Raw genomic sequence first — 12,528 nt, 5'->3', positions numbered from 1 at the left:
TATCTCTCGGAAAAGACAGCCAATATGGATGAGCTTCTTTCTGTTGGGTTTAAGACTTATAAATCCTGTATAGAAACAGCCATAAGAAAGAAGATTTGGAAACTGATAGGGCAAGTTGATTTAGAGAAAGAAAATATAATATATCCAGATTTAGCGATTTTCTTATCATACAATAAAGAACTTTTTATTAGACAATCAAGAGTAATGAGAAACGGAAATCCTTTGGTAGTTTCTCAAAAAGATTATATAGACTTACTAAAGCGAGGGTATATATTTGGTTTCTTTGACGATTACAAAATCTTTGAACTCTGGCTGTCTAGTAATGTGGAAAATTATCCAGAAAGTGAAGGCATATTTCCTTTGCCATCTCAGTATTTATAGGGGCAACAGCCTATGTCGCTGGAAAATGAAACTATTGATGGTGGCTCCTACCATTCATATGACCCCAACAATATCATAGATGAAAGAACTTTTATATCTAAAGAATGAAAAACAAAACCTCATCACTTCTCTTATGGCTTGCCGCAATCATGCTGACCGCGTGTTCTCCGAACAAAGAAGATAAAACGAAAGAAACCGGCGCATCTGCTGCTTCGTCCTCCGCGTCATCAGCTTCTTCCCAATCCGATTTGGAACCGACCGCATCCGCCCCTGATAACGTCAAGCAGGCAGAAAGCGCGCCGCCGTCAAATTGCACCGACCTGCACCCCGCCACCGGCATTGACGATCTCATGCAGCAAATCGCCGAACACATCGACTCGGACTGTCTGTTTGCCCTTTCCCATCACGAACTGGAAACCCGTTTCGGCTTACCCGGCGACGACTCTGACAACATACAGCGGCTGCTGTTTCCCGACATCCGCCCTGAAGATCCCGACTACCATCAGAAAATCATACTGGCAATTGAAGACTTGCGTTACGGAAAGCGCACGATCAGCCGGCAGGCACAAGATGCCTTGATGGAACAGGAACGCCGCCTCCGAGAAGCGACGCTGCTGCTGACACAGGGCAGCGAAGAAACCCGCGGGCAAGGCGAGGAGCCGAAACGCACGCGTTATTTTGAAGTTTCGGCAACATCTGCCTATTTGAGCCGGCACAACAACGGACTCGGCGGCAATTTCCAATACATCGGCCAATTGCCCGGCTATCTGAAAATACACGGAGAAATGCTTGAAAACCAATCACTCTTCCGGCTGTCCAACCGTGAACGCAATCCCGACAAACCGTTTTTAGACATCCATTTTGACGAAAATGGCAAAATCACGCGTATTGTCGTTTACGAAAAAAACATCTACTTCAATCCGAACTTGGGGCGAAGATAAAAAAATGCCGTCTGAAAGCCTTTCAGACGGCATTTTTCAATGCAACAAATCAAGCGCGTTTGCGGAATTCGCCGGTGCGGGTGTCGATTTCGATTTTGTCGCCGTTTTCGATGTAGGACATCACTTGGATTTCGGTGCCGCCGACCAGGCGCGCGGTTTTCATCACTTTGCCTGAAGTATCGCCTTTGACGGCAGGCTCGGTGTACTCAACTTCGCGCACGATGATGGTGGGCAGTTCGACAGAAATGGGGTTGCCTTCGTAGAAGGTAACTTCGCATTGGTCTTCCATGCCGTCAACGATGAATTTCAACGCGTCGCCGATGTTGTCGGCTTCGATTTCGTATTGGTTGAATTCTTCGTCCATAAAGACGTACATCGGGTCGGCAAAGTAGCTGTAAGTACAGTTTTTGCGGGACAGGATGACCACGTCGAATTTGTCGTCGGCTTTGTAAATGGTTTCGGAAGCCGCGCCGGTCAGCAGGTTTTTCAGTTTCATGCTAACTTTGGCGGAAGAGCGGCCGCCTTTGATGTATTCGGTTTTTTGAACGACCATAGGATCGTTGCCGACCATAAATACATTGCCGGCGCGCAGTTCTTGTGCTGTTTTCATTGTGATTTTCCAATCAAATCGGTTGTCGTAAAACGCGCTATTCTAGCGTATTTTTTGATGCTTTGAAACAAAGGCGGCGAGTTTTTCGGATGCGGACGGCTGCCCGAAAAGATAACGGCTCCAATCCTCCGCGCCTTGCCGCCAGTCATTTTGATGTTGTTGCAGGGTTTGCCAACATTCGAGGCGTTGCGTGGCNGATAAAGCCCTTCCGCCGTTGAGGTCGTCTGAAAGGCGGCGGTGTGCCGATGCGGTTTCGGGCGAGTAGAAACCGTGTGCCTTATCCCAAAAGGCGTGGAGTTTGTCGAGATGGACGTTTTCGTCTTGCGGGTAGATGTGCCAAAAGAAAGGTTTTCCGGCAAGCTGGGCGCGCACGAAACTGTCTTCGCCGCGGATGACGGCGCAGTCGGCGAGGTACAGCAGTTGGTCGAAGTCCTGTTGCGGCACGAAAGGGATTTTGACAAGGCGGACTGATGCCGTCTGAAAGACATCGCCGTCGTTTTGCAGGGCATCTTGCGGAATAACGCCGCTTTGTTTGAGACTGTCGATAATTTGCGCCCCTGCCAGCAGTAGGGTCATCGGGCTGCCTGCCTGTTGCCACATTTCCAGCCACTTCGCCCAAATATCGCTCCGATAGCCGAAAAGCAGCCATTCGGGCGCGTTTTTTTCGGGCAGCATCAGCCGCTGACGCAGGGCTTCGGTATCAAAACGGACGGCATCACGGTAATCACGTTCGCGTATCAACCCGCCGCTTTTTTCGCTGAAACCCATAAACCAAAAATATTTTTGAACGCCCTCCTGCGGCGAAGGCATCAGGTGCAGCCTTTCGTTGCTTTCTTCCGCGCTCAAATATTCCCAATTCAGCCAAAGCGGCTTGTGTCGGCGGATGATGTGCAACACATTTTCGGGCAGGTCGCAGGCAAAAGTTTCGATAACGGCATCGGGAACAGGCGCGGTATCAATATCCGCCGCTTCGGCATACCAAGTGCGAACATGAATATCCTGATGAACGCAGGGAACATCGGGCAAATCAGGGCAAAGCGCACGCAAGGCGGACACATCGTCCGTCCACAAATGCACCTGCCAACCGAGTTCGCGATGTAAAACACGGGCAAGCCGCCACGAAACGCCGATGTCGCCGAAATTGTCGATGACCTTGCAAAAAATCCAACAGACAGGAAAAGTGTGCGTATTCATAACCATCTGGAAAACAAGCTAAAACGCGCCGAAATAGTGGAATAAATACACAATCAGCAAAACGATCGGGATAAACAGCAACATGGTTTGCCGTTTCAAATCAAACTCTTGCTTAAGATGATGCTTGATGGTGTCAAAAAGGACGAATTTGAACAGAAACGTCGCTTCGCAGGCAAGAATGATGCCGTTGATTAAGTGTTGCGCCGCATCTTTAGGCGGATTGGCGGCGAAAACGGCAAGCGTCGCCAAGGGGATGAGGCAGACGGCGAGCCAGCGGACAAGCAGGTTTCGGAACATCGCAAGGCTTTCAAACAAAAAAAGCAAAACGCCATTATCGCCTCAAGAACGAACCTTGTCTAACGGCAGCATCGGGCATAGACTGTCGGCAATGCCGTCTGAAACGCGCATCAAAAGGAGAAATACATGAACAAAACCAAACAGGACATTTTTGAATACAACCGCCGCTGGGCAGAAGAACAGTTGCAGCACAACCCTCATTTTTTTGAGACGCTCTCCGCAAATCAAACGCCTGACTACCTCTACATCGGCTGTTCCGACAGCCGCGTTACTGCCGAAGAAATGATGGGCATGAAGCCAGGCGAGGTATTCGTCCACCGCAACATCGCCAATATGGTCAACCCTCTAGACATCAATGCTGCCAGCGTGGTCGGCTATGCGGTCGATCATCTGAAAGTCAAACACATCGTCGTCTGCGGACACTACAACTGCGGCGGCATCAAAGCCGCCATGCAACCCTGCGACTACGGCGCGTTGAACCCGTGGCTGCGCAACATCCGCGACGTGTACCGGCTGCACCGCGAAGAGCTGGACGCGATTGACGACGAAAACATACGCTACGACCGTTTGGTCGAACTGAACGTTCAGGAACAATGTATCAACATCATCAAAATGGCGGAAGTCCAAAAACGCTATCTGAACGAGCATTATCCTACCGTCCACGGCTGGGTATTCGATATCCGCTCCGGTAGGCTGAAAGACCTGGGTATAGATTTCGAACGAATTTTGAAAGACATACAAAAAATCTACGACCTCACCGACAGACAATGGGCGGTTCCGCAAACCAAAATATAACGTCGGCACGCTTTCCGCTATAATCCGCATTTTCGCAACCCTGAAACATCATGCCGATTCCCAAAGCCTTTGCCCTCTTGGGCCCGACCGCCGGAGGAAAAACCGCGCTCGCCCTCAAAATCGCCGAAACCCTGCCGGTCGAAATCATCAGCCTCGATTCCGCGCTGGTTTACCGCGATATGGACATCGGCACGGCAAAACCGTCCGCCTCCGAACGCGCCTTTGTCCCACACCACCTTATCGACATCATCCCGCCTACCGAATCATACAGCGCCGCCCGCTTTGTCGAAGACTGCACGCGCTTGGTCGGGGAAATTTCCTCACGCGGCAGGTTTGCCCTTATTGTCGGCGGCACGATGATGTATTTCCACGCCCTTACCCAAGGTTTGAACGATTTGCCCGAGGCCGATGCCTGCCTGCGTGCCGACTTGGACGAACAAAAACAGATGTACGGCTTGGATTTTCTCTACCGCACCCTGCAAAAAGTCGACCCTGAAACAGCATGCCGTCTGAAACCGAACGACAGCCAGCGTATCGGACGCGCTTTGGAAGTTTATTACTTAACCGGCAAACCGATGAGTGCGCACCTCGGCAGACAAAGCCCCCATACGCTCCCTTTTGATTTGCATACCGCCGCCCTAATTCCCGAAAACCGCGCCCGCCTGCATGAAAACATCGCCCTGCGTTTCCACCTGATGCTTGAACAGGGCTTTATCGGCGAAGTAGAAAACCTGCGCCGCCTCTATCCCGGCCTGACCGCCGACTCCCCTGCCATACGCTGCGTCGGCTACCGTCAGGCATGGGAATATCTGGACGGAAAAACCGATTTCCCGGCATTTGTCGAAAAAGGCATTGCCGCCACCCGCCAACTTGCCAAACGCCAACTGACTTGGTTGCGCAAAACACCTTTAGACTGCGTTGCCGACCCGTTTTCAGACGGCACTTCAGGCACGCGCCTGATTGAGGCGGCAAAACGGTTTTTCGGTGTATAAACTATGCTGACCACGCCGCCGCTCGCCCCCAAAACCGTCGCCGCCCTACACCGTCTGGGCATACGCACGCTTGATGACCTGCGTCAGACCGGCGCGGTTCAAACCTTCTTGTTATTGAAGACATCAGGTTTGACCCTCACGAAAAGCACGCTGTGGCAGCTTGAGTCGCTGCTGGACGGCACGCCGCCGCAAGAAATGTCTCAAGCGCATAAAGCCCGCCTGCTTGCCGAGTTGAAAAACCATCCGCCCGTCGCCGCCTTTCCGCCTCAGGAAGAAATGGAACACTTCATGCGCGAAGCACTGCGCCAAGCAGAACAATCCGCCGCCGACGGCGAAATACCCGTCGGGGCAGTCATCGTTTCAGACGGCAAAATCATCGCATTGGCACACAACACCTGCATTGCCGACTGCAATGTCAGCCGACACGCCGAAATCAACGCCTTGGCACAGGCAGGCAGCGAAATGCAAAACTACCGCCTTGACGGATGCGACATATATATTACCCTCGAACCCTGCGCCATGTGCGCGTCCGCACTGATACAGGCACGAATCAGGCGCGTGATCTACGGTGCGGCAGAACCCAAAACCGGCGCGGCAGGCAGCATCGTCAACCTATTTGCCGACAAACGCCTCAATACGCACACCGCCATACGGGGCGGAATCCTGCAAGAAGAATGCCGCGCCGTATTAAGCCGTTTTTTTCAGAACAAAAGAAAAGGTTGAACCTATGACCGCCTTGCTCGTCATCCTCGCCCTCGCCCTGATAGCCGTCGGTACGGCGGGCATCGTTTACCCCGCCCTGCCCGGATTGGCATTGATGTTTGCCGGAACCTTGCTGCTCGCCTACTCCGGCGGCTACCAAATCTACGGCGCGGGCGTTTTGTGGACGGTCGGACTCATCAGCCTTGCCGGCATACTGACGGACTATATGGCAGGCATATGGGGGACAAAATATACCGGAGTGGGCAGGCTCGCCGTTCGAGGCGCATTGGCCGGCAGCATCATCGGCATATTTTTCTCCCTGCCCGGACTAATACTCGGCCCCTTTATCGGCGCGGCGGCAGGCGAACTCATCGACAGACGCAATATGCTTCAGGCAGGTAAAGCGGGCTTGGGTACACTGTTGGGACTTGTCATCGGTACGGCGTTCAAAATCGGCTGCGCCGTATCCATCTTGTTTATCCTGTTGGTGAAATACATCGCCTACCTGTTTTAACCCCTTCAGACGGCATACCGGCAAATTGCTATAATGCCGTCTGAACCCTTTTGACAAACACCATTATGGCAAACCAAAGACCTATCTACGGCTTCCACGCCGTCAATGCCCGTTTGTGGCAAAACCCCAAATCCATCGTCGAACTCTACATCCAAGAAGGCAAATCAGACGCACGCACGCGCGAAGTGTTGGAAAAGGCGGCAAACGAAAACATCCGCATATATTTTGCCGATGCCGACCGCCTCAACGCCATCAGCAAAGGCGCGCGCCATCAGGGTGTGGTCGGATTTATCGATGCCTCCAAAAACCACGTCCACCTCGAAGACGTATTGGAAAACCTCAGCGAACCGCCGCTGCTGCTGATACTCGACGGCATCACCGATCCGCACAACCTCGGCGCATGCCTGCGTACCGCCGACGCAATGGGCGTACACGCCGTCATCGCACCGAAAGACAAAAGCGCGGGGCTGAACGCCACCGTCAGCAAAGTCGCCTGCGGCGCGGCGGAAACCGTCCCCTACATCACCGTAACCAATCTCGCCCGCACCCTGCGCGAGCTGAAAGAATACGGCATCTGGATTATCGGCACCGACATGGGCGGCGACGCCGACCTTTACCATTGCGATTTGCCCGACAGCGCGGCATGGGTGATGGGCAACGAAGGCGACGGTATGCGCCGCCTGACGCGCGAATATTGCGACATGCTGGTGTCCATACCCATGTTCGGCACGGTCGAAAGTATGAACGTCTCCGTGTCTGCCGGAATGGTATTAAGTGAAACCCGCCGACAACGCGTATTGAAAAACGAAAAAGCGTAAGCCTCAAAAACAATGCCGTCTGAAACAGGGATTCTGTTTCAGACGGCATTCATTTTCAAAATCAGTGTTCCAAGTGGTCGGTANCAAACTTGACCGCCGCCTCGGTTTTATCTTCGGGCAAGACCAAATTCAGCAAGACTGCCGTAATGCCGCCGCCGGAAATAGAGTTTTGGAACAAGACGGGCAGGTTTTTAAACACTTCCGGCTCAAACCCCACGCCCAAGCCCAAACCGACCGAAGTTGCCGCAATTACCGCTTCGCGCCTGCGGATGCCGTGACTGACCAAAATCCGCACGCCCGCAATCGCAATCAAGCCGAACATCAAAACCATCGCGCCGCCCAACACCGGACTCGGAATCGTCGTAAACGCGCGACCGACAACGGGGAACAGACCCAACAGCACCAAAATCACGGCAATATATTTGCCCACATGACGCGAAGCCACGCCGGTCATCTGAATCACGCCGTTGTTTTGCGCAAACGTCGTCAGCGGCAGCGAACCCAAAGCCGTCGCAATCACCGACACCAAGCCGTCAGCCAACACGCCGCCGCGCAAGCGTTTGGTGTATTCCTCGCCTTCAATCGGCTGATCGGACACCATTGCCGTCGCCGTCAAATCGCCGACCGCCTCAAACACGCTCAACAGGAAAATCGCGCCCGCCACAACAAACGCGTGCCAGTCGAAAGCAAAACCGTATTTAAACGGTACGGGCAGCGTAACCAGCGGCAGGTTTTGCAGCGCGGAAAAATCCACCTTGCCCAAAAACAGCGCGACAATGTAGCCGGCAATCAGCCCGACCGCGATACCGCTCATCCGCAGCAGCGGATTTTTCATGCAGTTGAACACCAGCACAATCAGCAGCACCAGCGAAGCCAGCCCCAAGTTTTCCATCGAGCCGAACGTGCCGTCCGCCTTCGCGCCGAAGCCGCCGCCGAAATCGGCAATGCCGACGTGTACCAAACTCAGGCCAATGAGCATCACGACCACGCCGCTNACCGTCGGCGTAATCACTTTTTTCAAATATGGCAAAAGCCACGCCGAGAAACACACCAAAAACGCGCCGACAAACGATACGCCCAAGAGCGTCGAAATCATCGCATCCTTAGTCAAACCACCCTCTTTCATACCTGCGCCGAGCGCAATCATGACGGTAACGAACGAGAAATTCACCGACTGGATGGACAGCATCCCCGAACCGACCGGCCCGAAGCGGTTAACCTGCAAATAAGTGCCGACACCCGACGCAACCATCGCCATCGACACGAGATACGCCGTCATTTCCACCGGCAGTTCCAGCGCGCCGCCCACAATCAGCGCGGGCGTAATCATCGGCACAAAAATCGCCAAAAGATGGGTAACGGCACTCAAGAGCGCATTACCGAACGGCGGCCTGTCTTCCAAACCGTACACCAAATCAGGCGAATCCGCCTGTTTTTTCATTGTTTCAGCCATTAGAGTCTTTCTATCCGTTGTCAAACGTTAAAAAATTTTAAGAACGAAATTGTAACGAATCAAAGATTCCTTATCAATTCAAATCCTCATGTGCAAAAACACCACCGGTTGTCCGAATTCAAATTTCTTTGAATTTCCGCACCGGACAGTCCTTCATTTTCAGAGAGCCTTCATGCGCTTAACACATTTTAATCCTCAACGGCGCATCCACTGCTTAAACCCAATAATTTCATGATTATAAAAAATATTATTTATTAAGATATGATAGAACTTAAGCCTTAGAACCAACCGTGCGACCGATATGTTTCACACAAACAACAAAGTAAGCTACAATCCGAAGCATAATCGACCTCACTCAATGAATAAAAGGTTTCCGTATGTTACAAGGTAGCTTGGTTGCCCTGATTACCCCGATGAATCAAGACGGCAGCATCCATTACGAACAACTCCGCGATTTGATCGACTGGCATATCGAAAGCGGTACCGACGGCATCGTCGCTGTCGGCACGACAGGCGAATCCGCCACCCTCTCCGTCGAAGAACATTTAAGCGTAATCGAAGAAACGGTCAAACACGTCAACAAGCGCGTCCCCGTCATCGCAGGTACCGGCGCCAACAACACCCTTGAAGCCATCGCACTTTCGCAAGCCGCCGAAAAAGCCGGTGCAGACTTCACTCTCTCCGTCGTCCCCTATTACAACAAGCCCTCCCAAGAAGGCATTTACCAACATTTCAAAACCATCGCCGAAGCCACTTCGATTCCGATGATTATCTACAACGTGCCCGGCCGTACCGTCGTCAGCATGACTAACGACACCATCCTGCGCCTTTCAGAAATCCCCAATATCGTGGGCGTTAAAGAAGCCAGCGGCAACGTCGGCAGCAACATCGAACTCATCAACCGCGCCGCCGAAGGCTTCGCCGTCCTTTCCGGCGACGACCATACCGCCCTGCCGTTCATGCTGTGCGGCGGACACGGCGTTATTACCGTAGCCGCCAACGCCGCACCCAAGCTCTTTGCCGATATGTGTCGCGCCGCACTGCAAGGCGACATTGCCCTCGCACGCGAACTCAACAACCGGCTGATTCCGATTTACGACACCATGTTCTGCGAACCCAGCCCTGCCGCACCGAAATGGGCAGTATCCGCCCTGGGCAAATGCGAACCGCACATCCGTTTGCCGCTCGTTCCTCTGACGGAAGGCGGACAGGCAAAAGTCCGCGCCGCCCTGAAAGCCTCAGGACAACTTTAAATATAGCCATGCCGTCTGAAGCGTTCAGACGGCATAACGCAACAAACACTTTAATATCCATCACACAGGATGACACGATGACCCATATCAAACCTGTAATCTCCGCACTACTTCTCATCGGACTGACTGCCTGCACCGGCAGCAAAACCGAACAGCCCAAGCTCGACTACCAAAGCCAGTCGCACCGCCTGATCAAACTCGAAGTCCCACCCGATTTGAACAACCCCGACCAAGGCAACCTCTACCGCCTTCCTGCCGGTTCGGGAGCCGTCCGCGCCAGCGATTTGGAAAAACGCCGCACACCCGCCGTCCAACAGCCTGCCGATGCCGAAGTATTGAAAAGCGTCAAAGGTGTCCGCCTCGAGCGCGACGGCAGCCAACGCTGGCTCGTTGTCGACGGCAAATCACCGGCGGAAATATGGCCGCTCCTGAAAGCCTTCTGGCAGGAAAACGGCTTCGACATCAAGTCCGAAGAACCTGCCATCGGACAAATGGAAACCGAGTGGGCGGAAAACCGTGCCAAAATCCCCCAAGACAGCTTGCGCCGCCTATTCGACAAAGTCGGTTTGGGCGGCATCTACTCCACCGGCGAGCGCGACAAATTCATCGTCCGTATCGAACAGGGCAAAAACGGCGTTTCCGACATCTTCTTCGCCCACAAAGCAATGAAAGAAGTGTATGGCGACAAAAACAAAGACACGACCATGTGGCAGCCTTCCGCTTCCGACCCCAACCTTGAGGCCGCATTCCTGACGCGCTTTATGCAATATTTGGGCGTTGACGGACAGCAGGCGGAAAACGCATTAGCAAAAAAACCGACCCTTCCCGCCGCCAACGAAATGGCGCGTATCGAAGGCAAAAGCCTGATTGTCTTTGGCGACTACGGCAGAAACTGGCGGCGCACCGCGCTCGCCCTCGACCGCATCGGGCTGACCGTCGTCGGTCAAAACACCGAACGCCACGCCTTCCTGGTTCAAAAAGCCCCGAACGAAAGCAATGCAGTTACCGAACAAAAACCGGGGCTGTTCAAACGCCTACTGGGCAAAGGCAAAGCGGAGAAACCTGCCGAACAGCCGGAACTGATTGTCTATGCCGAGCCTGTCGCCAACGGCTCGCGCATCGTCCTGCTCAACAAAGACGGCAGCGCATATGCCGACAAAGACGCATCCACACTGTTGGGCAAACTCCATTCCGAACTGCGTTAAACCGTTCAAAACAAAAGCAGCTTCCCGTAAAGAAGCTGCTTTTTTTGCGTCAGACGGCAGGTTTCGTCAATCCGGACGCTTGGCCTGACTGTATTTTCCAATCGCTGCCGAAGCAAACCTGCCCGTACGGAAGTAAGCGCAAAAACGCGCTACACAAGTCGCGGCAAAATATCCTCAACCGCCTGAACCAACGCATCCGCCAAAGGCGGATCGAACGCACAATGCCCCGCCTGAACCACTCTCAACTCCGCTTCGGGAAAGGCTTTCGACAGCTCCCACGCACTCTGCATCGGCGTACACAAATCATACCGCCCCTGCACGATAATGGTCGGGATATGCCGTATTTTGCCGATATTGTTCAAAATCGCCCTATTGCCCTGCAACCAACCGCCGTTGACAAAATAATGGTTTTCCAAACGCGCGATTGCCAGTGAGGCATAAGCATCTTCATCCACTTCCTCCGGCTCGAAACGGATCAGATAGCTTTCCCAATCCGCCCAAGCCTTCGCGGCAGACAGGCACACTTCTTCATCTTGATGAAACAGCAACCCGTGATACGCCTCAATCAGCCGGTTCCGCCGATTTTCAGCAATCGGCGCGACAAATTTTTGCCATTGTTCCGGATAAATCCGGCTCACACCGCCCGCCTCGTTCAGCCACGCCGTTTCAGACGGCCTGCACAAAAATATCCCGCGCAATACCAATCCCTTTACCCTTTCCGGATGGGTTTGGGCATAAGCCAGCGACAAAGTGCTGCCCCACGAACCGCCGAACACCAGCCATTTTTCAATACCCAGCATTTCACGGACTTTTTCAATATCCGCCACCAAATCCCAAGTCGTATTGTCTTCCGCACAAGCATACGGGCGCGAACGTCCGCAACCGCGCTGGTCAATAATGACGATGCGGAACACATCGGGATTGAAAAAACCCCGACATTCAGGCGAAGCCCCCGCGCCCGGCCCGCCGTGTAAAAAAATGACCGGCACACCGTCGGGATTGCCCGACTCTTCCCAATAAATTTGATGAATTTCAGACACCTGCAAGTATCCGCTATAAAAAGGCTGTCTTATCTCATACATCATCTTCTCCTATATTGCTTCTGACAATCCGAACATCCCGACACGCGACATCCCGCACAAAACACAGGCCGCCCCGAAAGGCAAATTCCGAAAAATCGCGATATAGTGGATTAACAAAAATCAGGACAAGGCGACGAAGCCGTAGACAGTACAAATAAGTACGGAACCGATTCACTTGGTGCTTCAGCACCTTAGAGAATCGTTCTCTTTGAGCTAAGGCGAGGCAACGCTGTACCGGTTTTTGTTAATCCGCTATATTCCGCCATCTCTAAGATTTACAGCGATACACGG

At 53.0% G+C, this 12,528-nt stretch carries 14 protein-coding genes; 9 read left to right on the top strand and 5 right to left on the bottom strand.

Annotated elements, in window-relative coordinates; all coding sequences use genetic code 11:
- The coding region (locus tag ACRPFF_RS10200) for an Imm26 family immunity protein (protein WP_432674588.1) at window positions 1-381 on the top strand (381 nt) is incomplete at its 5' end.
- Between the two features lie 104 nt (window positions 382-485).
- Window positions 486-1,322 (top strand): NMB0938 family lipoprotein, encoded by an 837-nt coding sequence (locus ACRPFF_RS10195; protein WP_411712158.1) that lies wholly within the window; start codon window positions 486-488, stop codon window positions 1,320-1,322.
- Window positions 1,323-1,371: 49 nt separating this feature from the next.
- On the opposite strand, the gene efp is transcribed toward ACRPFF_RS10195, so the two are convergent.
- The 3 genes from efp to ACRPFF_RS10180 all read right to left on the bottom strand — a co-directional run bounded on the left by efp (window position 1,372) and on the right by ACRPFF_RS10180 (window position 3,423).
- A complete protein-coding gene (gene efp, locus ACRPFF_RS10190) occupies window positions 1,372-1,932 on the bottom strand; it encodes an elongation factor P (RefSeq protein ID WP_002213793.1) in 561 nt (186 codons plus the stop codon).
- A 42-nt stretch (window positions 1,933-1,974) separates the two neighbouring features.
- Complete coding sequence (gene earP / locus ACRPFF_RS10185) at window positions 1,975-3,126, bottom strand: elongation factor P maturation arginine rhamnosyltransferase EarP (protein WP_432674587.1); 1,152 nt, start codon at window positions 3,124-3,126, stop codon at window positions 1,975-1,977.
- 18 nt (window positions 3,127-3,144) lie between these two features.
- Window positions 3,145-3,423 (bottom strand): hypothetical protein, encoded by a 279-nt coding sequence (locus tag ACRPFF_RS10180; protein WP_432674589.1) that lies wholly within the window; start codon window positions 3,421-3,423, stop codon window positions 3,145-3,147.
- 126 nt (window positions 3,424-3,549) lie between these two features.
- Here ACRPFF_RS10180 and ACRPFF_RS10175 point away from each other — a divergent pair, with 126 nt between their 5' ends.
- From ACRPFF_RS10175 to rlmB, 5 genes are all read left to right on the top strand, one after another.
- The gene (locus ACRPFF_RS10175; protein WP_107863273.1) at window positions 3,550-4,218 is read left to right on the top strand and encodes a carbonic anhydrase; all 669 of its coding nucleotides are present in this window, start codon (window positions 3,550-3,552) and stop codon (window positions 4,216-4,218) included.
- A 50-nt stretch (window positions 4,219-4,268) separates the two neighbouring features.
- Window positions 4,269-5,210, top strand: a complete 942-nt coding sequence (miaA, locus tag ACRPFF_RS10170) for a tRNA (adenosine(37)-N6)-dimethylallyltransferase MiaA (protein ID WP_432674586.1) — start codon at window positions 4,269-4,271, stop codon at window positions 5,208-5,210.
- A 3-nt stretch (window positions 5,211-5,213) separates the two neighbouring features.
- Window positions 5,214-5,933: a tRNA adenosine(34) deaminase TadA gene (gene tadA, locus ACRPFF_RS10165; RefSeq protein WP_432674585.1), complete on the top strand. Its 720-nt coding sequence runs from the start codon at window positions 5,214-5,216 to the stop codon at window positions 5,931-5,933.
- Window positions 5,934-5,937: 4 nt separating this feature from the next.
- Window positions 5,938-6,426 (top strand): DUF456 domain-containing protein, encoded by a 489-nt coding sequence (locus tag ACRPFF_RS10160; protein ID WP_432674584.1) that lies wholly within the window; start codon window positions 5,938-5,940, stop codon window positions 6,424-6,426.
- Window positions 6,427-6,491: 65 nt separating this feature from the next.
- Window positions 6,492-7,244: a 23S rRNA (guanosine(2251)-2'-O)-methyltransferase RlmB gene (gene rlmB / locus ACRPFF_RS10155; RefSeq protein WP_432674583.1), complete on the top strand. Its 753-nt coding sequence runs from the start codon at window positions 6,492-6,494 to the stop codon at window positions 7,242-7,244.
- A 61-nt stretch (window positions 7,245-7,305) separates the two neighbouring features.
- Here rlmB and ACRPFF_RS10150 read toward each other — a convergent pair whose 3' ends face one another.
- Window positions 7,306-8,697, bottom strand: coding sequence for a nucleobase:cation symporter-2 family protein (locus ACRPFF_RS10150; RefSeq protein ID WP_432674582.1), 1,392 nt, complete (start codon window positions 8,695-8,697; stop codon window positions 7,306-7,308).
- Window positions 8,698-9,074: 377 nt separating this feature from the next.
- Here ACRPFF_RS10150 and dapA point away from each other — a divergent pair, with 377 nt between their 5' ends.
- Both dapA and bamC read left to right on the top strand, forming a co-directional pair.
- Window positions 9,075-9,950, top strand: coding sequence for a 4-hydroxy-tetrahydrodipicolinate synthase (gene dapA / locus ACRPFF_RS10145; protein WP_432674581.1), 876 nt, complete (start codon window positions 9,075-9,077; stop codon window positions 9,948-9,950).
- An 8-nt stretch (window positions 9,951-9,958) separates the two neighbouring features.
- Entirely contained in the window at window positions 9,959-11,155 is a 1,197-nt protein-coding gene (gene bamC, locus ACRPFF_RS10140) for an outer membrane protein assembly factor BamC (protein WP_432674580.1), read from the top strand.
- A gap of 149 nt (window positions 11,156-11,304) precedes the next feature.
- On the opposite strand, the gene pip is transcribed toward bamC, so the two are convergent.
- Window positions 11,305-12,237, bottom strand: a complete 933-nt coding sequence (gene pip / locus ACRPFF_RS10135; protein WP_432674579.1) for a prolyl aminopeptidase — start codon at window positions 12,235-12,237, stop codon at window positions 11,305-11,307.
- Window positions 12,238-12,528: the final 291 nt, after the last annotated feature.

The organism is Neisseria sp. SLRRB23, from assembly GCF_050896295.1.
Classification (GTDB): domain Bacteria; phylum Pseudomonadota; class Gammaproteobacteria; order Burkholderiales; family Neisseriaceae; genus Neisseria.
Note: the sequence above shows the minus strand (reverse complement) of the source record. Positions and strands in the feature narration are given on the sequence as shown.

What these genes read in the sequence shown, in the direction of transcription:
- ACRPFF_RS10195 (WP_411712158.1), top strand. Translation starts at nt 486, where the DNA reads ATGAAAAACAAAACCTCATCACTTCTCTTATGGCTTGCCGCAATCATG.
- efp (WP_002213793.1), bottom strand. Translation starts at nt 1,932, where the DNA reads ATGAAAACAGCACAAGAACTGCGCGCCGGCAATGTATTTATGGTCGGC.
- ACRPFF_RS10180 (WP_432674589.1), bottom strand. Translation starts at nt 3,423, where the DNA reads ATGTTCCGAAACCTGCTTGTCCGCTGGCTCGCCGTCTGCCTCATCCCC.
- ACRPFF_RS10175 (WP_107863273.1), top strand. Translation starts at nt 3,550, where the DNA reads ATGAACAAAACCAAACAGGACATTTTTGAATACAACCGCCGCTGGGCA.
- miaA (WP_432674586.1), top strand. Translation starts at nt 4,269, where the DNA reads ATGCCGATTCCCAAAGCCTTTGCCCTCTTGGGCCCGACCGCCGGAGGA.
- tadA (WP_432674585.1), top strand. Translation starts at nt 5,214, where the DNA reads ATGCTGACCACGCCGCCGCTCGCCCCCAAAACCGTCGCCGCCCTACAC.
- ACRPFF_RS10160 (WP_432674584.1), top strand. Translation starts at nt 5,938, where the DNA reads ATGACCGCCTTGCTCGTCATCCTCGCCCTCGCCCTGATAGCCGTCGGT.
- rlmB (WP_432674583.1), top strand. Translation starts at nt 6,492, where the DNA reads ATGGCAAACCAAAGACCTATCTACGGCTTCCACGCCGTCAATGCCCGT.
- dapA (WP_432674581.1), top strand. Translation starts at nt 9,075, where the DNA reads ATGTTACAAGGTAGCTTGGTTGCCCTGATTACCCCGATGAATCAAGAC.
- bamC (WP_432674580.1), top strand. Translation starts at nt 9,959, where the DNA reads ATGCCGTCTGAAGCGTTCAGACGGCATAACGCAACAAACACTTTAATA.
- pip (WP_432674579.1), bottom strand. Translation starts at nt 12,237, where the DNA reads ATGTATGAGATAAGACAGCCTTTTTATAGCGGATACTTGCAGGTGTCT.